This window comes from Flavobacterium undicola (genome assembly GCF_009909155.2).
GTDB lineage: Bacteria > Bacteroidota > Bacteroidia > Flavobacteriales > Flavobacteriaceae > Flavobacterium > Flavobacterium undicola.
The window spans coordinates 36,468-55,337 of the sequence record NZ_JAAAPM020000025.1 but is presented as its reverse complement, the minus strand read 5'-3'; the positions used below and the strand labels follow the sequence as shown (position 1 = coordinate 55,337).

Sequence of the window (18,870 nt, the reverse complement as noted above, 5' to 3'; positions counted from 1 at the left end):
AATAAAAAAGTATTCAGTTTTAAGTTTTAGCCTTTAGAACTTAAACTTTAAAAAAAATAACGATGCAAATATTAGACGGAAAAAAAACTTCGGAAGACATTAAAAAAGAAATTGCAGCAGAAGTACAACAAATGAAATCCAATGGGGAAAAAGTACCTCATTTAGCAGCTGTCATAGTTGGTAATAATGGAGCAAGTTTAACTTATGTGGGAAGTAAAGTACGTTCTTGCGAGCAAATTGGTTTCGACTCTACTTTGGTAGCTTTGCCAGAAACCATTACTGAATCTGAGTTATTAGCTAAAATCAAAGATTTGAATGAAGATGATAATTTAGATGGTTATATCGTTCAATTGCCTTTGCCAAAACATATTGATGAGCAAAAAATCTTGATGGCTATTGATCCTGATAAAGATGTTGATGGTTTTCATCCGGCTAATTTTGGTAAAATGGCTTTGGATATGGAAACTTTTTTGCCGGCAACTCCATTTGGAATTATGGAATTGTTAGAGCGTTACAAAGTAGAAACTTCAGGAAAACATACTGTTGTAATTGGTCGTAGTCATATTGTAGGTCGTCCGATGAGTATTTTGATGAGTCGTAAAGGATATCCTGGTGATTCAACAGTAACTTTGACACACAGTCGTACCAAAAACTTGGAAGAATACACTAAAAATGCTGATATCATTATTACAGCTTTAGGAGTACCGGAATTTTTAAAAGCTGATATGGTAAAAGACGGTGTAGTGATTATTGATGTGGGTATTACTCGTGTGGATGATGCTACAAACTCAAAAGGATATGTAATTAAAGGAGATGTTGATTTTGACGGAGTAAGTAAAAAATCATCTTTTATTACTCCCGTTCCGGGAGGAGTAGGACCAATGACGATTGCGATGTTGTTGAAAAACACACTTTTAGCTAGAAAGATCAGAAGTAGAAAATAACTTTAGATACTTTTATACAATAAAACCCAAGGCAGAAGTCTTGGGTTTTGTGTTTTTATATGTAATGATGTTGTTCCATTTGTTTTGCAATTGTTTCTTCCAGATTTTTTAAAACAATAGGTTTGGTAACAAAATCATCCATACCACTAGCGATTGCTTTGGTTTTGTCTTCATCAAAAGCGCTAGCCGTTACTGCAATAATTGGAATGTTTCTCGATTTGTATTTTGCTAATGAATGGATTTCTTTTGTGGCTTCAAATCCATCCATTTCGGGCATGTGCAAGTCCATGAAAATAATGTCATAATCATTTTCATTATAAAGAGAAACGGCTTCTTTTCCATTGTTGGCAATGTCCGAAGGGATATTTAGTTTGTTTAGAAGTTTGTATAATACTTTTTGGTTGATTATATTGTCCTCAACAATTAATGCCTTAGTAATGATTGGGTCTTTTGTATTATTGATTATAGTCTGATTATTTTCTTCAATTAGAATGGCATTTGTATTGATTTTGAAAGGAATTTCAAAGCTAAAACAAGATCCGCCAGTTTCTAATGACATAATGTTCAGTTTGCTTCCTCCCATCAGTTCTACCAATTGGTTAGAAATAGTCAGACCTAATCCGGTGCCGCCATATTTTCTTGTGGTAGTTAAATCAGCCTGTTCAAAGGCTAAAAGAATTTGTTCAGTCTTATCAGCATCAATGCCTATGCCGGAATCTATAATTTTAAAATTAATGTACTGAACATCGTCTATTTGATGTAATAAATTCACTTCAAGTTTAACATCGCCTTGAGACGTGAATTTAATTGCATTGTCAATAAGATTGATCAATACTTGTTGTAATCGTAAATTATCAGCTAGGATGTTATTGATAATTTTAGGATCATAGGTAAAATGCAGTTTTATGTTTTCATCATTGATTCGGTATTCGAATAGTCGAATCAGTTTAGAGAGTTCTTTTTTAAGATGTATGGGATAGTGTTCTAATTTCATTTTGCCGGCTTCCATTTTAGAATGGTCCAGGATCATATTTACAATGCCTAAAAGATGATTAGCGCTATGTTCAGCAATTTCAATATGTTCTGTTTGTTCGCTATTTAAGCTGCTTGTTTTAAGCATGTTCAACATTCCAATAACGCCGTTAAGAGGAGAGCGAATCTCATGACTCATGTTGGCGAGAAATTGTGTTTTGAAAGTTGCTGTTTTATTAGCCTGTTCTGTTTTCTTTTCTAAGAAAATAATGTTTTCAGATAGCTTTTCTTTTAATATTCCGTAACTTTTTAACAGAAAATCAACTTCCCTGATGGAGGAGTCATGATTTAAATTGGATACAGGTTCTTTAAAATTAGATTTTATATAGTTTGAAATATCTAACGAAAGCAATTGGATGTCTTTTGTGAAATATTTAGAAATGTAAATACACAATAGTAAGGCGATTAATGCCATCAGTAAGGTTTGACATAATTGTGTATAAAACAAGGTCTCTTTTAATTCATTAATCCTTTTTTTATTATGGGCTATGATTTGAACAAAGGAACTTTCGATAAATTCATTGATCAGGTTTATATTTTTATACAAGCCCTGATTTTCTGAAACGCCTAGTTGTGAACTCAATTTTACCAAAGAATCAAAATTGTTTTTGTAATCGATAAGTACTTCTTGGGTGGCAGCATCAATATTTTTTTCTTTCAAAGTTTGATGGAAGAGGCTTTCAAATTTTTTGATGGAAGTTTTGTCCGAACGCAACAGATAGTCTTTCTCGTGCCTGCGAAACTGTAGTAAAGTGATTTTGTCTAAAGAAGACTTTTCTTCGAGGAAATGGGCTTTGTCTCTCATTTTACCTTCAATTCCGTAATCTTTAAAGCCTCGAATTAATGCTATTTCTTTGAATTGGTTTACGATAGTATAGAGGTGGTCTATTTCTTTTGAAACAGCAGTCATAGTTGGATTACTACCAATATTTAATTCTTTCGACTCTTCGAATAGTAGATCGATTTCCTTTTTTTGACTTTTTAAATGTTCTATGTATAGCTTTAGGTCTTTTTGGTTGTGATGGATATAAAAGTCTTTTCCTTTGTATCCGGACAATAAAAAAGTTTGGAAATTTTTTATGTTAGAGGTGAATTCCTGTGAAATTCGATACGATTTATAGGTGAAGTTATTCAAGACATCCACTTTGCGGTCGATATACTGATAAAGCATAAACCAAACCACAATCAATGCAATCATTGATGAAAAGGATAAAAATATTTGTGTTCTGAAGTAACGAAAATTGTTGAAGAAAAATTTCAAGGCAGTTGTATTTAATGCTCTGCAAATTTATTAGGTTCATCAGCAAAACAGATTAATAGACTTCAAACAAAAGGTTAAGTTATTGTTTACTGATTGGAATTTATGCTCAGTTGGATATTTATTTATCAATTTACAGGAACAATTTTTCCAGCTATATATGGCTTTACTAGTGTTTTAAGTTTAAATAAGTAAGATTTTTTATCAAAACGCTTGTTATTTGAATAATAATTTATTTCTTTGTGTGCTACAAAACTAGTACACTAATAAAATATATTTATGATAAGTATTCAACACCTAACGTTTCAGTACAAAAAGCAGGACGCTTTGTTTACTGATTTATCTTTTGAGCAGCACAATGGAAGCATTGTAGGTTTGCTGGGGAAAAATGGTGCCGGTAAATCAACTTTTCTCAAGTTGATTACAGGCTTGCTAAAACCACAAATTGGAGAATTGAATATTAATGGTTTTAAACCCTTTGATCGATTGCCTGATTTTTTGTCAGATATCTATATGGTTTCTGAGGAGTTTTCGTTTCCTTCGATAACTATTGTATTGTATATAAAGGCAACAGCTCCTTTGTATCCCAAATTCGATTATGAAAAAATGAATAAAATCCTTCAGGAATTCGAATTAGATGCTAAAAAAAATCTAAACGGACTTTCGCACGGACAACGTAAAAAATTCCTGATTGCTTTTGCCTTATCAACTAATTGCAGTTTGCTTATTCTGGACGAACCAACAAATGGTTTGGATATTCCGTCTAAGAGTTTGTTTCGAAAAATATTGGTCAGCTCCGTTTCTGATGAACAATTGGTTTTAATTTCAACTCATCAGGTAAAAGATATCGAAACGATAATTGATACCATCGTGGTGCTTGATGAAGGGAAAATGGTTTATAACGAATCGGTTTTTAATATTAGTCAGCAACTGCAATTTAAAACTGTAATGAGTTTAGCGGGAATAGAAAACCTAATTTATCAAGAGAAATGTCTTGGTGGATACCGAATCATAACAGCAGCGGATGAACTTGAAGAAACCGAAATTGACATTGAACTGCTTTTTAACGCTATTATCAATAAAGTAACCTTAAAATCTATAAGCCATGTCGTTTAATAACCATTTTAATTTCAACCGATTTGTTCGTTTATTTCAGCAGGATTTGTTAATTAATAGAACAAAATACCTTTTAGCTATTCTTGGATTAGGATTGATAACTTATTTATTGACCTATTGGTTTCTTAGTTCGAGTAAAAGTAGCATAATGAGTTATGCCGAAAGTATCAATAATCTTTATATGGTTTGTTTTATGTTTTTTATGATGGGAGTTGGTGTGATTGTAGGGACTGCATTTCCTGATTTGACTGATAAAATTAAAACGGCAAATTATTTACTTTCTCCAGGTTCAGCATTTGAGAAATTTCTGGTGCAGTTTTTATTGAGAATAGGAATTTTTATTCCTATAGCTTTGGGGATTTTTTGGATAGCCATTCGTTTGGCTAAAGCTTCCTTAATTCCTGAAATGCTTTATGAAACTCATTTTTTTGATCCGGCTGTAGTTCCTTATTTTGAATATCGCCTTTTAGTAACCAGAGTTGATAAAGTGTGGGATATTTGGCAGATACTGTTTATGATTTTTGGTTTTTTCTCTTATGGAACTTATCTTTTTGCAGGGACAACTTACTTTAAACGCTATGCTTTGGTTAAAACCGTAGTGATTTCGGCTATTTTATTCTTTAGCTGTATTTTGTTTTCTATGTTACTATCTAATATTTTTTATACTCAAACTAAATTTTTTGATATTCGATTACAAACATTTTATGTTACGGAAAATTTAGATAGTACTGAATTTTCTTTGTTATCGATATCGTTACTTTCATGGGTATTCTTTATAGGAATGGCTTATTTTAAATTAAAAGAAAAAGAGGCTTAATATGGATTTTAAATCAACCAAAGGGATTTATCTGCAAATAGTAGACAATCTCTGTCGGCAAATTTTGGAAGGACAATTGCAATCGGGTGATCGGGTGGCTTCGGTGCGGGATTTGGCTGCCGAATTTGAAGTGAATCACAACACGGTCATGCGTGCTTATGCTAATTTGCAAGAATCCGGAATTTTTGATAACAAACGGGGCATTGGATTTTTTGTTTCCGAAAATGCTTTCGAATTAATAAAGGCCAATGAAAAAGCCAATTTTTTCAGCCAGGATTTGCCTGATTTTCTTCTTAAAGTAAAATTACTCCAACTTAACAGTGCCGATTTAAACGAATTAGTAACGGCTATTAAAAATAACGACTATGAAAATATCTAACATCATATTTATTTCTTTTTTAATTTTCCTTTTTGGAGGAATCACTTTGCTATTTATCGGTTCAAAATATTATAAGGGGATTAATGATAAGTCTAATTTTGCAATTCAAGAAAAGAAAACACCTCCTTTTTCGGTTGTAGTTGCAGAACCGGGAGCCATTTTTTATTTAAAGAATGGAAAGCAAAACAAAATAAAGCAAAGCTATAGGAAAGATGCTGTTCCCAATTTTGCTCCTTTTGTTGTTCGAAACGATACTCTTTTTATGTATTCAGTTAAAAAAGAACAGTCTAAAGAACCTTATTTAATAATTGTTCCCGAAGTTTTTTGTGTAAATGTAAAAAGTATCGTAGCTAAAGAAAACTCGGATGTTCATTTGGAGAAGTTTGAAACGGATACTTTAAGTGTTACCATGAATAAGTCCAGACTGGATTGGAGATTTGATACGGTTACTCAAGTATCCATAAAAGCTAAAGAGTCCAACATTTATCTTGAGGGAGAAAAAATAGAAAATTTAGCGGTTAAATTAGACAAAACAAAACTAAGGGCAGCTGCAAAAATAAGAATTGATAAATTGTCAGGAAGTTTAAAAAATGATTCCGGTGGTGATTTTTCTTTAAGTAATAGTGTTCATCTTGACGCAGATAAAACAAGTAATTATGTTTTTTATAATTAAATCTAGATCAAATTTTAAAAAGATTTAGTTAAAATTTGAATCTGCCAGTTTGTTTGTAATGAATGATATGTTGGAGTAATCACTCCAATCGATTGGTTGTGTTCAAAAAAAAAGGATTCCTTATCACCTTTCTACTACAATACAATTTTTTAACAAACAGTTCAGAACAGTTTTTCGTTAATTAATTCATAGGTTTGAAATATAAAACAAATCTTACGCAATAGTTAACCATTAATTAACAGTTAAAAATCAATCATCCATCAATTATGAGAAACACATTTATCTTCATTTTTCTCTTGTTATGCTGCTGCTTTTCCTCTTTTGCACAAAAAAGTATTATAATTAACGGTAAAATCGTCAAAGACAAAACAGCATCTCCTATCGAATCGGCAACGGCGTATTTGATTCATCCCAAAGATTCTTCGGTAGTAGCCTATACCATTTCGGATAAAGATGGATTATTCAAATTAGAAACCAAAGCCAGTACAGAAAATCTAATTTTTAAAGTTTCAGCAGAAGGCTATAAAGAGTTTTCTAAAGCTATCGATAAATTGACCACAAATATCGATTTGGGTGTTTTTAAACTCTTGGAATACGAAAACAAACTCAATGAAGTGGTTGTAAAAAGTACTGCTCCGCCCATTCGCGTCAAGAAAGATACGTTGGAATTTAATGCTTCTTCGTTTAAGCTGCGTCCAGATGCTAATGTCGAAGCTTTACTGAAACAATTGCCCGGAGTTACCATTGATGCCGACAAGAAAATTATGGTAAACGGTAAAGAAGTCAATCAGATATTGGTCAACGGAAAACCTTTTTTTGGTGAAGATGGTAAAGTGGCGCTTCAAAACCTTCCTTCGGAAATTATTAAAAAAGTACAGGTTTCGGATACCAAAACCAAAGAAGAAGAATTCACCAAGCAAGCTTCGAGTTCGAATAATGCCTCCATTAATTTAACGATTGAAAAAGACAAAAATAAAGGCTTTTTTGGGAAAGTGTTGGGCGGTTACGGCAGCTCAGATCGCTATGAAAGCAGTGCTTTGTTGAGTTATTTCAAGGATAAAAGACGCATCAGTTTTTTGGCTTCTTCCAATAATATCAATGCGACCGGTTTTTCTATGGATGAGGTTTTTGACAATATGGGTGGTGGAAGAAATTGGAATTCACGTGCGCCATCGATAGGAGGAGGAACCGGAATTATCAAGTCGAATATGATTGGGTTGAATTATGCCGACGAATGGTTTAAAGGCGCTAAGTCTACTGGGAATTATTATTTCACGAATTCGGATTCTGAAAATAAAAATAGAACGACCGAACTCACTTTGTTGCCAACGGGTTCTTTAGTGGCCGAATCAACTTCAAACACAAATAAGGAATTTTCCAAGCATAATGCCGATTTTAATTTGGAGTATGACATTACGCCTGCAACGAAAATCATTGTTACACCCAAACTCGAAAAAGGAACAACTACATCGACTACTGATTTTGATAAAAAAACCGTGGATGAAAACAATCAATTGATCAATACGAGTGATTCCTATAATACGAATGAAACGGATAATACCAATTTCCAAAACAACATTTCTGTTTTTACAAAAGCGAAGAAAAAGGGAAGGTATTTTACAGCTAATTTCCAAAATGAAAATTCAAAGAACGATTCCAATTCCATTATAAATTCATCGACAGTTTTCACTCAAGGAACCAGTCCGGATGATTTTCGTAATCAAAATGTGAAAGCGGTCAATCAGAGGGATAAATATTCTAACTCTATTCGATATGCAGAACCCATTACCGATTCTTTAAGTATCAATTTCAAAATCTCCTCTTATCTGGATAAAACATCTAATGACAAAAAAACTTTCGATTTTAATTCGGGTTCTGATGCTTATAACGATCGTAATGAATTGATGACTAATTTTATTTCTTCATCAACATTACAAATTGCTTCTTCGGTAGGGTTTGCAATTCGTAAAAATAAATTTGATTTAAGCGTATCGATGAATGCTTTTTTTCTTAAAACAGACTTTCATTCTTTGTATTTGAATTCCACTACTGATTTGAATAAAAACTTTGTTATTCCAGATGCAGACATCGATTTTAATTATAAATTATCAAAATCAAAAACATTTTATGGGGGGTATCATAGTGGATTTTGGATTCCTAAAGGAGATTATTTTATGCCTGTTGCCAATTTAGAAAATCCTTTGAACACTTTTATAGGAAATCCGGATATTAGACTTCAAAAAATTCACAGGGTTAATTTTGGTTTTCAAAATTATGACTTTAAATCCCGTTCCGGTTATTATGTATATTCGAATCTAGCCTATTATGACATCAACTACGTTTCATCTTCTGTATATAACGAAAATGGAAAGCAAACCACCACTTATGCCAATGTTTTTGGGACTTATGAAAGTAGTTTAGGTGCAAATTGGAATAAAACCATAAAAAAGAATGCGCATACTTTCGGTTTGAATTTTGGTTTGAATACCAATTATAATTTAGATAAAGGTTTTACCAATGGGCAATTGTATTCGGCAAAAACGCTGCGTGTTTCACCAGCTATACGATTGTCGTATGATTATGGTACATTATTGAGCATCAAACCATCTTATAATTTTGCTTACAATGATACTCGATATAAAAATAGTTCAGTAAGTGCAAGGTCAAATAAATCGCATAATTTCAATGTTGAAATGACTAACTTTTGGCCTAAGAATTGGGTTTTCGGAAATGACTTTGGTTATTCTTATAATTCTAATATTTCCGGAGGTTACAAAAAAGATTTCTACCTGTGGAATACCAGTTTGTCTTACAAATTTGCAGAGGATAAAATGACTTTCAAAGTGAAGGTGTATGATTTGCTGAATCAAAATCAGAGTACTTCCAGAACCATTACACCAACGGCTGTTGTAGATGCCGAAAATACCGTTTTAAAACGCTATGTAATGTTCTCGTTATTGTATAAATTTCAAAATTTTGCCGTGAAGAAAAAGAACTAAAAAACTATAAACAACCATTATAAACCTTTTAACCAACCAAAAAAATATGAAAAAAATCTTTATTATTCTTGTTACGCTTCTTGTAAGCTGTGGCGTTTTTTCGCAGAAAACAATTGACAAACCAAATTATGGTTCAGGAAAGTTGACTAAAAAAGAAGCTGTATCAAATATCGCAACGGTTCATTGTAAATTAAAAGGAAATGTAATTGGAGGAAATTCAACGTACCTGATGTTAGTTACTGAAAAAGACGATCCGTTTCATAGCGGTACAAAAATCCCAATCAAAGAAGGGCAGTTTGAATATAATATTGTATCTCCTTTTTCAGAAAAATATACTTTGATTTTGGGTGAAGAATTGGAGAATGGTACTTTTATACCGATTGATTTCTTTGCAGAAAATGGTTCAGTTGAGTTTGTATTGCATACTTCCCAAGAATTTGATAAAAATACAATCTCAGGAGGGAAATTGACAGACAAAATGGTTTCATTTGAAAAAGAGCAAATAAGAATTTTTGATCCAATTGTAAAACCTATTAAAGATGAAAGTCACTCTCTAATGGATACCAATAATTATTTTAGCGAAGCGGTAACTACTATTCAGGAAAAAATTAAAAATCTTAAACAAGGAGAGGAGCTTAATAAAGCTTATAGAATAAAAGAGGAATTGTTAGAGACAGACAAGGGTTATACTATCAGGGCATGGTTTCTAAAAAATAAGATGGATTCTATCAAAAAATTAAAATACAATTGGGAAGCAAAGTATATAGCCTCTAATCAGAATATTTTTTCTTATTCACTTTTATTAAATGAGGTTAGATGGTATAAACAAAACAAGAAAAATATCGATATTAATGTGGTTAACAATTTATTTTCTAGTTATTCAAAAAAGTTTCCATTACATCCTTATACCAAACAAATCGAAGATATATTGGAAGCAATAAAAACAATAAAAGTGGGAGGTATGTTTGTTGATTTTTCTGCACCAAATTTTGAAGGACAAACTATAAGTGCTTCAGATGTAGTTACGGGCAAAGTAGCTTTAATTGATTTGTGGGCTTCTTGGTGTGGACCTTGCAGAATAACGAGTAAAAGCTATATTCCAATATATGAGAAATACAAAGAAAAAGGATTAGTCATCCTTGGAGTTGCTAATGAATTTAAAAACACTAATGCTTTTGTAAAGGCCATTGAAAAAGACAAATATCCTTGGTTAAATCTAATTGAATTGGATAATAAAAACCGAATTTGGGATAAATATAATGTTTCAAATTCAGGAGGTTCAACTTTTTTGATTGATTCTAACGGTGTAATTGTAGCCATTCATCCAGATGCGGAAGAATTGGATAAAATATTATCCAAATTATTGAATTAGTATCTTCCTCTCTAAAGTAATTTCTAAAAAAAATCCGTTTTTGATAGTGTCATTTCGGAAATTAAATTAACTTTGTATTTCAAAGTACTTTAATTATGAATCAGAAGCACCAAGAAGACTTATCACACATTCGCTCTATGATGGAGCGTTCTTCAAGATTTATATCTTTAAGCGGACTCTCAGGAGTTTTTGCTGGATTGTCTGCCTTGATTGGCGGTTTGTATGCGTATCAATTGTTTGAGAAAAACGGAATTAATTATTTCGAAGGAAAAGACAAGGAGTTTTCTATGAGTTTAATTTCAGAACTCATTTTTAGTGGTGCTGTTATTTTTGCTTTTGCATTAACGTTCGGAATTTTATTTACCGTTAGAAAAAGTAAAAAATACAATTTACCTATTTGGACTTCGACAACTAAAAATATGTTATTCAATCTTGCTATTCCATTAGCAGTAGGAGGAGTTTTTTGTTTGGCGCTCTTGTATCATCAAATGTATGTTTTAATTGCACCAGCCACTTTAATGTTTTATGGTTTAGCACTTGTAAATGCTGAAAAATATACTTTTTCAGATATTAAATATCTGGGCTATTGCCAACTAATTTTGGGATGTATTTCTGTTTTTTATCTGGGTTATGGTTTGGTTTTTTGGATACTGGGCTTTGGTATTTTGCATATCTTGTACGGATTAGTAATGTTCAAAAAGTATAAATAAAACCACCAATGGGAATCATTGATAAATTAAATAAAGATTTTGAAAGTCGTGTCAGATTAGGGATTATGTCTATTCTGATGGTCAACGATTGGATAGATTTTACCGAAATGAAAACACTTTTGAATATTACTGATGGTAATTTAGCGAGTCATTCTTCTGCCTTAGAGAAGGCTGAATATATTGAAATAAAGAAAGAATTTGTGGGTAAAAAACCTAAAACCTCCTATCGAGTAACCAATAGAGGACGCGCGGCCTTTAACGAACACTTGAATAGTCTTGAAAAATTAATGAAATCGAATAACTAAAATTTTTTTGTCTAAATACTTTGAAAAGCAAAGTACTTTTAATTTTAAAACTATGAAAAAACTACATTTTATTTTAGCCAGCAGTTTGATTTTTACGCTGCTTTTTTACAACGAGGATTTGGGGCTTAATTGGTCTATTTTCGGGATAGTACAAACTACCTTAATTTGTTATTTCTTCCAAGAGAAACTTAGCAGTAGGTTACATTTGGTTTTAGTGATAACATCGGTGTTGTCCTGTTTTGCTTTTGCCTGGTACGGCGATTTTGCTTCTTTTTTCGCTATGGCTTTTTCAATTATTTTTCTCCAATTCAAAACTCAAGAACCTAATCTTAAAGTACTACAAGTATTTCCACTTGTTTTGGTAAACGGAATTGCATCATTAGGTCGAATTTTGATGTTTAGCCAATATATTCCCAAACGGAAAGTCAATAATGGCTTTGCTAAAAAGTTGATAGCCTATTTTATTATTCCAGCTGTATTTCTGGGATTGTTTTTAATTGTGTATTCTTTTGGTAGTGATCATTTTTCGTCTTTGTTTACCGATTATTACTTAGATATTGATGCCTGGCAAGCATTTGTGCTTACCGCTTTAGGATTTTATATTTCATTTACTTTTTGGAATTATTGGATACCGGAAGTTTGCTATGAAAAGAATGAATTATTAGATAATGATTTTAAAGAAGAAGCGAAAACTGAAAATCAAAATTCATTTTCGTTTTTAGATATAAATTTCGAAAGAAGAAGTGGCGAGATTACTTTACTTCTTTTAAATGCGTTGCTTTTGGTTTTTATAGTCACTTATAATTACGAACAGTTTTTTGAAGTTGTCGAAAAATCAAAATTGAGTTCAGCTACACACGAAAGGGTAAATGCTGTCATTTTTTCTATCGTTATGGCTGTTGGTGTGATTTTATTCTACTTTAAAGGGGGATTTAATTTTGATAAAAAAGCAAAAACTTTGAAACGATTATCTAAAATCTGGATTCTGTTAAATGGTGTTTTAATAGTGAGTACGATTATCAAAAATTCAGAATATGTTTCTTTTTTTGGCTTGACTTATAAACGATTGGGTGTTTATGCTTTCTTGATTTTGGCTATAATTGGTTTAGTGATTTCTTTTATAAAAATCAGCAAACAAAAAACAAATGCTTTCCTTTTCAACCAGATGCTTTGGTATTTCTATGGAACGATCTTGATTTGCAGTTATGTCAATTGGGGTAATTTGATAACTAATTATAATATTGCAGTTGGCAAAGGTGTCGATGCCGAATATTTGAGAGAGTTGAATTTTAATGAAGAGATTTATCAGGATTATTTTGGTTCAAAACCTGGAGAAGCAGAGAAATTCGATTACATAAAGCAAAGAGTGGAAGAGAAGCAACACAAAAGTTTTTTATCTAAAGCTTTGTATTATGAGTTTGTAGATGTTAATAAGTAAAAGGAAAAATCTTCATAAAAAAAAACTTTTATTTTTATGAAGATTTTTTTTACTTATTACCTTGTTTATTAAATGTCAATGTAAGATATTTGGTGCGAAAAATGTTTAAGTAAATAAACTTTAACCCCAAAGAACTATGAAAAAAATTACTATGGTACTTTTTATGACTTTAGTTGGCTACACTGGATTTTCCCAGAGAGTTGCTGATGAAGTTTTAAAAATGAATTCGAAAATTGAAGACTTGACACAAAACTCAATTACTGGGATTATTGTGGTTAAAGAAGGGAATGTTGTTAAAGGTATCAGCCCGGAAACTAAAACTGAAATCTGGAGTTTTGATGCAGATAAAACAGTAGGAAGTGTTACGGCTCTTGAAACTTTGAGTAAAGTAGATACTGATAATTTATTTGCCAGTAAACGCATATTAAATCCAATAGAAGGAACTCCTTATATTGAGGCTTTAGTTAATTACAAAACGGTATTAATTAATTCTGATGATGGGAAAGTAGTTTACAATTCGGCTAATTATAAATACACTGTTTTTAACAGCCAATTTTTATATAAGGATAATGAATATTTAGTAAAAGGAGTTGAGGATGGGAAAGTTATAGCTTCTTTAATTGACTTGAATAATGGAGCTGTTAAATGGAAAACAGTTCAGGGAGAAGCAAAAAGTATGTTTTCTTCAATGTTTACATTTAAAGCAAATCAATCTAATGAAGCAGAAGTAAGTAATAACACGATTTATTCGCTTTATTACGGAAAATTATCTGCTATTGACAGAACAAATGGTAAACTAAAATGGGTTGGAGATATTGAGTATACAAAAGTTTTTCCAACTCAAAACAATAAAAATTTAGTAGTAATTAACAGCAAAGGATTGTTGTCTGCTAAGCAATACTTGAATGTTCTTGATGCTGAAACAGGAAAATCAATTTGGGAAGATGCTATTAAAACAAAATATATTGTTTACTTAGAAGATTGGGGAACTAAACTTTTAGTAGCACATAATAGCGGATTCAATTTTTATAATTTAAAGGATGGTTCTAAAGTTTGGAAAAAAGATGCTCGAGGTGACGGATTGAAAAAAGTAATTCCAATTGATGGAGATTATTTATATGTTGCAGAAAATGAAATGATGCTTATTGATAAAGATGGGCAGAAAAAATGGAAAAGCTTTATCGAAATATCTGATAATAAAGAAGATGCTATCAATTGTTTAGAAAAAGTAGACGATAAAGTTTTATATTTAACTGCAACTTATGGTAATATGGTTGACTATAAAAGTGGAAAAAAATTATGGAGAGGAAATTTAAAATTTAATGAAAATCGTCCATTATTAAATGTTTTTGACGAAGAGAAAAATCAGTTTTTAGTTTACAATGACGAAAAACTTTTTAAATTTGATACAAAAGTAACTGACAAACCAGATGCGTTTGCGAAAGTAAATGTTAAGAAAGAAAAAGAATTAAATTCTATCGAATTGTTTTCTTGGGGAGTTGCACTTTCAGGGCCAACAGAAGTTATGGGTGTAAGTAAAGAAGGTAAAGTTTTATACCAAAGAATTTACACACAGCCAGGTGATGGTGGTAGAGCATGGGGATCAGCTCTTGCTACTGCTGGATCAATTGGTTTGGGAGTTGCTTCAGCTGCAAATGCTATTGTCGGAAGCGAATGGACGATGACAACTATAGATCCTGCTACAGGAAAAGAATCTACAAGTGTTATAAAAGCAAGAAGTGAAAGTCAATTGAGAAAATCAGCAAATCAGGCAGTTGCGTCAGCGGCTTTAGCAGATGTTTCTAAAAGATTTGGACAGCGCTATCAAGCAATGAAACAAAATCGTGATTACTCTTATATTTTTGCTAAAGATGAAGCAACCAGCAAAAAAGTATTAGTGAAAGTGAAAAAGGAAGATGGTACAGAATTAGATAAAATTATCTTTGAAAACATGCGTCCAATTTATGAAATTAACCAGGCAACACAATCGATTTATTATATCTACGAAAATGAATTAAGAATTTTCAATAAGAAAGTATAATAGTTTAAAGTTGTAATTAGCAAAAGGCGTATTGATAAATATCAATTCGCCTTTTTTATTTTAGCGAAAAAACGGGAAAACTAATAATCTCCTCTTTTCTTAAATCTAGGATCGTCTTTTTTGATGAATTCGGTTCTGCGTTTTTGAACTTCGGCTTTAGGCAAACTCGCTTCTTCAGTTTTACTCGAAGGTTCGATAAGTTCATTTAATTCTTTGATTTCAGCATCAGTCAAATCGCGGTAGCGTCCCACAGGAACATCTAGTGAAATATTAATGATACGAATACGTTTCAGGGCAGTAACTTCGTAACCTAGATATTCGCACATTCTACGAATTTGACGATTCAAACCTTGAGTAAGAATAATTTTGAAAATGTTTTTGCTAATTTGTTCTACTTTACATTTTCGGGTTACGGTATCTAAAATTGGAACACCATTTCCCATACGTTGAATAAAACGGTCGGTAATCGGTTTGTTAACCGTTACAGTATATTCTTTTTCGTGATTGTTTCTGGCACGCAATATTTTATTGACAATGTCGCCATCATTAGTCATAAAAATCAAACCTTCAGAAGCTTTGTCTAATCGGCCTATTGGGAAAATACGTTTGGGATAATTGATGTAATCCACAATATTATTGCGAACTTCCAGATTAGTGGTACACTCGATTCCAACAGGTTTGTTAAAAGCAAGATAAACGTGTTTTTCGTTTTTCTCATGAATCAGTTTACCGTCAATACGCACTTCATCATTTGGACTAACTTTTGTGCCTAATTCAGGCACAATTCCATTGATGGTTACACGACCTTCTTCAATATATTTATCAGCTTCACGACGAGAGCAAAAGCCCGTTTCTCCTATGAATTTATTGAGACGTTTTAGATTTTCTTCCATAGTGCAAAAGTAAGGAATAATACAATAACAATTAACAATGGTAATTTCGAAATAGAATTGCTTTTGAAATTGCTTTTGAAATTGTCATTGTCATTGTCATTGTCATTGATTTTTGATATTGAATAATTATTCAAACAAGAATTGATATACTTTTTGATATAATTCTTCACCGTGGAGGCTATGACCAAGGCCTTTGGTTTCAATGAAAATTGAATCTTGCCAAGCACCGGCTATTTTTTTTCCTTCTTCAAATAATACTATGGTGTCCTCAGAATCATGAGCAATAAATCCTTTGGTTTTTATTTTGGAAGCAAATAATTTCCCCGAAAAATGTTCTAATTGAAGGTTAAAGTGATTGAGATAATGATTTTCCAGTCCTTTTGAGATTTTAGAATTTAAACTCAATAAGTTGATGTAATTATTAAGAATGATTTTGAAATCACTTGGCGAACCTAAAATGACCATTTTTTCAATACTGTTATTTTGGTATATCGATTGGTAATAAAGACAGGTTTTACCTCCTAAAGAATGCCCAATAAGGTGTTTAGGAGCAAATTTTTGAACAATAATATCGATAAAAGCAGCATATTGAGGAATATTAAACTCCTTGCCGCTTGATAATCCATGGGCTGGAGCATCGATTGCAATAATGGTGCTTCCTGAATTTTTTAAATAAACTAATAGTTTTTCCCAACGAGAAGCATTGCTTTCCCAACCATGGACTAAAAGAATAATATTGTCGTTTCCTTTCCAGGTATAGGTTTGAAAAAGAGAATCTTGATGTTGATAGGTTTCTTTTTCGGTTTCGCGGAGTATTTCCGGAAGATTGTCTTTTGCTAATTTTCCATCACGAGGTTCGCTAAACAAAGCATAAGCGAGTTGTGTAGCTTTTTCAGGAAAAATAAAACTTAAAGCATTGATGTAGAAACCAATGGATTTAGTAAGTAGAAAATAAAGTGCTTTTTTCATAATAAAAAAGTCCCGATGGTTAATCGGGACTTAAATATAATTAAATACTTGCAAATAAGTTTTTCATTTTTTCTTTTTCTTCCTCAGCTAAACTACTGTCTACTAAAATTCTTCCAGAATGCTCATCGATGATGATTTTCTTTCTTGAAGCAATTTCTACCTGTGTTTGTGGTGGAATAGTGAAGAATGAACCTGCAGATGCTCCTCTTTCGATAGAAACAACAGCTAATCCATTACGAACACTTGTACGAATTCTTGTGTAAGCAGCTAATAATCTGTCTTCAATTAGTTCTTGGAATTCAGCAGATTTTTGAGTTAAAAAATCTTCTTCCTTAGCAGTTTCAGCCATGATAGCGTCTAACTCTAATTTTTTATGTTTTAAGTGATTTGATTTTAGCTCTAATTTCTCTCTAGATTGAGCAATAATCTCTTTCTTGTGTTCGATAGAAGCTTTCATTTCTTTCATTTGCTTTTCAGCTAATTGAATTTCAAGCTCTTGGAATTCTACTTCTTTAGTTAAAGAGTTGAATTCTCTGTTGTTACGAACACTTTCTTGTTGTTTAGTATATTTTTTGATAGCCTCTTTATGGTCATCAATACTGTTCTTTTTAGCTTTTATTTGCTCTTCAATAACTTCAAGCTCGCTTTTCAATTTTTCAGAACGTGTGCTTAAACCAGCAACTTCATCTTCTAAATCTTCCACTTCAAGAGGAAGTTCCCCTCTTACATTTCTAATTTCGTCAATTCTAGAGTCAATCAATTGTAAATCGTAGATGGCTCTTAACTTGTCCTCAACACTTAATTCTTTCGTATTAGTCATATTCTATTTCTATAAGTACTTAACTGGATTTGTATTTTCTTCAGATAAAATGATTGCAAAATTAAGGATTTTTTTCCGAAGAAAATCAACAATATAATTTTTTGTATAGCGTTCACTCTCAAAATGTCCAATATCGGCTAAAAGTAATCGATTTTCGGCTTCATAAAACTGATGGTATTTCAAATCGGCCGTTAAAAAAGCATCAGCATCGGCCTGAATAGCATTTTTTATGGCAAAACTTCCTGAACCTCCCAAGACGGCTACTTTTTTTATGGATTTTCCTAAAAATGTAGAATGGCGAATTCCATCAGCTTGCATTTTATCTTTTACCAAGGCTAAAAAGTCTTTTTCACTCATCGGATTTTCAAATTCACCAATCATCCCCAAACCGATATTTTGATGTGGATTTTGTAATTCATAGATTTCATAAGCCACTTCTTCGTAAACATGGTTTTTAAAAAGTGCTTTTAGGATTTTGGATTCCAAATATTTCTCGAAAGTGACTTCGATTTTTATTTCTTCGCTTTCAACAAATTCAAAACGTTCGCCTATTTCGGGATTGCTGTGTTCATTACCCATATATGTCCCAATCCCTTTAGAATTGAAACTGCAATCTTCATAGTTTCCAATGTTTCCAGCGCCTGCATCAAATAAGGTATTACGCAGTTTCTCAGCGTTTTCAGGGATAGTGTAGGTAATTAATTTTCGAATAAAATTCGGTTTCGGAATCAATACTTTTGTTTTTTTCAATCCCAGCGCATCACAAAATATTTTATTTACCCCATCCTGATGATTGTCTAAGGCGGTGTGAACAGCATAAATAGCAATGTCATTTTTAATGGCTTTAATAATCGAGCGTTCGACATAGTTCTTACCCGTTATTTTCTTCAAACCTGAAAACAAAATAGGATGAAAACAAACTACCAAATTGCATTTCTTGGCAATTGCTTCGTCAATTACATTTTCTAAGGCATCGTGACAAACTAAAACTCCTGTAGCATCAGCATTTTGGTCACCAACTAATAGACCAACGTTGTCAAAATCTTCGGCAAAGGCTAAAGGTGCCATTTCTTCGAGAACAGAAAGAATTTCTTTTATTTTCAT

At 32.1% G+C, this 18,870-nt stretch carries 16 protein-coding genes; 11 read left to right on the top strand and 5 right to left on the bottom strand.

Annotated elements, in window-relative coordinates; all coding sequences use genetic code 11:
• The first annotated feature begins 62 nt into the window (after positions 1-62).
• Positions 63-944, top strand: a complete 882-nt coding sequence (locus GTZ96_RS14030) for a bifunctional 5,10-methylenetetrahydrofolate dehydrogenase/5,10-methenyltetrahydrofolate cyclohydrolase (RefSeq protein ID WP_161644542.1) — start codon at positions 63-65, stop codon at positions 942-944.
• Positions 945-999: 55 nt separating this feature from the next.
• On the opposite strand, the gene GTZ96_RS14025 is transcribed toward GTZ96_RS14030, so the two are convergent.
• A complete protein-coding gene (locus GTZ96_RS14025; RefSeq protein WP_181033200.1) occupies positions 1,000-3,174 on the bottom strand; it encodes a response regulator in 2,175 nt (724 codons plus the stop codon).
• A gap of 339 nt (positions 3,175-3,513) precedes the next feature.
• Here GTZ96_RS14025 and GTZ96_RS14020 point away from each other — a divergent pair, with 339 nt between their 5' ends.
• From GTZ96_RS14020 to GTZ96_RS13975, 10 genes are all read left to right on the top strand, one after another.
• Positions 3,514-4,350, top strand: coding sequence for an ABC transporter ATP-binding protein (locus GTZ96_RS14020; RefSeq protein WP_161644540.1), 837 nt, complete (start codon positions 3,514-3,516; stop codon positions 4,348-4,350).
• Complete coding sequence (locus GTZ96_RS14015) at positions 4,340-5,167, top strand: hypothetical protein (protein WP_181033199.1); 828 nt, start codon at positions 4,340-4,342, stop codon at positions 5,165-5,167. The genes GTZ96_RS14020 and GTZ96_RS14015 overlap by 11 nt, the downstream gene beginning before the upstream one ends.
• 1 nt (position 5,168) lies before the next feature.
• Positions 5,169-5,546, top strand: coding sequence for a GntR family transcriptional regulator (locus GTZ96_RS14010; protein WP_161644538.1), 378 nt, complete (start codon positions 5,169-5,171; stop codon positions 5,544-5,546).
• A complete protein-coding gene (locus GTZ96_RS14005) occupies positions 5,533-6,219 on the top strand; it encodes a hypothetical protein (RefSeq protein WP_161644537.1) in 687 nt (228 codons plus the stop codon). The genes GTZ96_RS14010 and GTZ96_RS14005 overlap by 14 nt, the downstream gene beginning before the upstream one ends.
• 266 nt (positions 6,220-6,485) lie before the next feature.
• Positions 6,486-9,218 (top strand): TonB-dependent receptor, encoded by a 2,733-nt coding sequence (locus GTZ96_RS14000; RefSeq protein ID WP_161644536.1) that lies wholly within the window; start codon positions 6,486-6,488, stop codon positions 9,216-9,218.
• Between the two features lie 46 nt (positions 9,219-9,264).
• A complete protein-coding gene (locus GTZ96_RS13995; RefSeq protein WP_161644535.1) occupies positions 9,265-10,590 on the top strand; it encodes a TlpA disulfide reductase family protein in 1,326 nt (441 codons plus the stop codon).
• Positions 10,591-10,685: 95 nt separating this feature from the next.
• Entirely contained in the window at positions 10,686-11,300 is a 615-nt protein-coding gene (locus GTZ96_RS13990) for a hypothetical protein (RefSeq protein WP_161644534.1), read from the top strand.
• 8 nt (positions 11,301-11,308) lie between these two features.
• The gene (locus GTZ96_RS13985) at positions 11,309-11,605 is read left to right on the top strand and encodes a winged helix-turn-helix domain-containing protein (protein WP_128194176.1); all 297 of its coding nucleotides are present in this window, start codon (positions 11,309-11,311) and stop codon (positions 11,603-11,605) included.
• A 52-nt stretch (positions 11,606-11,657) separates the two neighbouring features.
• Entirely contained in the window at positions 11,658-13,043 is a 1,386-nt protein-coding gene (locus GTZ96_RS13980; protein ID WP_161644533.1) for a DUF4153 domain-containing protein, read from the top strand.
• 136 nt (positions 13,044-13,179) lie between these two features.
• A complete protein-coding gene (locus GTZ96_RS13975) occupies positions 13,180-15,084 on the top strand; it encodes an outer membrane protein assembly factor BamB family protein (protein WP_161644532.1) in 1,905 nt (634 codons plus the stop codon).
• A gap of 80 nt (positions 15,085-15,164) precedes the next feature.
• Here the strand turns inward: GTZ96_RS13975 and rluF are convergent, their stop codons facing one another.
• The 4 genes from rluF to GTZ96_RS13955 form a co-directional block, all read right to left on the bottom strand.
• Positions 15,165-15,977 (bottom strand): 23S rRNA pseudouridine(2604) synthase RluF, encoded by an 813-nt coding sequence (rluF, locus tag GTZ96_RS13970; RefSeq protein WP_161644531.1) that lies wholly within the window; start codon positions 15,975-15,977, stop codon positions 15,165-15,167.
• A gap of 126 nt (positions 15,978-16,103) precedes the next feature.
• Positions 16,104-16,946 (bottom strand): alpha/beta hydrolase, encoded by an 843-nt coding sequence (locus GTZ96_RS13965; RefSeq protein ID WP_161644530.1) that lies wholly within the window; start codon positions 16,944-16,946, stop codon positions 16,104-16,106.
• 40 nt (positions 16,947-16,986) lie between these two features.
• Positions 16,987-17,766, bottom strand: a complete 780-nt coding sequence (locus GTZ96_RS13960) for a zinc ribbon domain-containing protein (protein WP_161644529.1) — start codon at positions 17,764-17,766, stop codon at positions 16,987-16,989.
• A 9-nt stretch (positions 17,767-17,775) separates the two neighbouring features.
• On the bottom strand, positions 17,776-18,870 hold the full coding sequence (locus GTZ96_RS13955; protein WP_161644528.1) for a Nif3-like dinuclear metal center hexameric protein: 1,095 nt from the start codon (positions 18,868-18,870) through the stop codon (positions 17,776-17,778).

What these genes read in the sequence shown, in the direction of transcription:
- GTZ96_RS14030 (WP_161644542.1), top strand. Translation starts at nt 63, where the DNA reads ATGCAAATATTAGACGGAAAAAAAACTTCGGAAGACATTAAAAAAGAA.
- GTZ96_RS14025 (WP_181033200.1), bottom strand. Translation starts at nt 3,174, where the DNA reads ATGATTGCATTGATTGTGGTTTGGTTTATGCTTTATCAGTATATCGAC.
- GTZ96_RS14020 (WP_161644540.1), top strand. Translation starts at nt 3,514, where the DNA reads ATGATAAGTATTCAACACCTAACGTTTCAGTACAAAAAGCAGGACGCT.
- GTZ96_RS14015 (WP_181033199.1), top strand. Translation starts at nt 4,340, where the DNA reads ATGTCGTTTAATAACCATTTTAATTTCAACCGATTTGTTCGTTTATTT.
- GTZ96_RS14010 (WP_161644538.1), top strand. Translation starts at nt 5,169, where the DNA reads ATGGATTTTAAATCAACCAAAGGGATTTATCTGCAAATAGTAGACAAT.
- GTZ96_RS14005 (WP_161644537.1), top strand. Translation starts at nt 5,533, where the DNA reads ATGAAAATATCTAACATCATATTTATTTCTTTTTTAATTTTCCTTTTT.
- GTZ96_RS14000 (WP_161644536.1), top strand. Translation starts at nt 6,486, where the DNA reads ATGAGAAACACATTTATCTTCATTTTTCTCTTGTTATGCTGCTGCTTT.
- GTZ96_RS13995 (WP_161644535.1), top strand. Translation starts at nt 9,265, where the DNA reads ATGAAAAAAATCTTTATTATTCTTGTTACGCTTCTTGTAAGCTGTGGC.
- GTZ96_RS13990 (WP_161644534.1), top strand. Translation starts at nt 10,686, where the DNA reads ATGAATCAGAAGCACCAAGAAGACTTATCACACATTCGCTCTATGATG.
- GTZ96_RS13985 (WP_128194176.1), top strand. Translation starts at nt 11,309, where the DNA reads ATGGGAATCATTGATAAATTAAATAAAGATTTTGAAAGTCGTGTCAGA.
- GTZ96_RS13980 (WP_161644533.1), top strand. Translation starts at nt 11,658, where the DNA reads ATGAAAAAACTACATTTTATTTTAGCCAGCAGTTTGATTTTTACGCTG.
- GTZ96_RS13975 (WP_161644532.1), top strand. Translation starts at nt 13,180, where the DNA reads ATGAAAAAAATTACTATGGTACTTTTTATGACTTTAGTTGGCTACACT.
- rluF (WP_161644531.1), bottom strand. Translation starts at nt 15,977, where the DNA reads ATGGAAGAAAATCTAAAACGTCTCAATAAATTCATAGGAGAAACGGGC.
- GTZ96_RS13965 (WP_161644530.1), bottom strand. Translation starts at nt 16,946, where the DNA reads ATGAAAAAAGCACTTTATTTTCTACTTACTAAATCCATTGGTTTCTAC.
- GTZ96_RS13960 (WP_161644529.1), bottom strand. Translation starts at nt 17,766, where the DNA reads ATGACTAATACGAAAGAATTAAGTGTTGAGGACAAGTTAAGAGCCATC.
- GTZ96_RS13955 (WP_161644528.1), bottom strand. Translation starts at nt 18,870, where the DNA reads ATGAAAATAAAAGAAATTCTTTCTGTTCTCGAAGAAATGGCACCTTTA.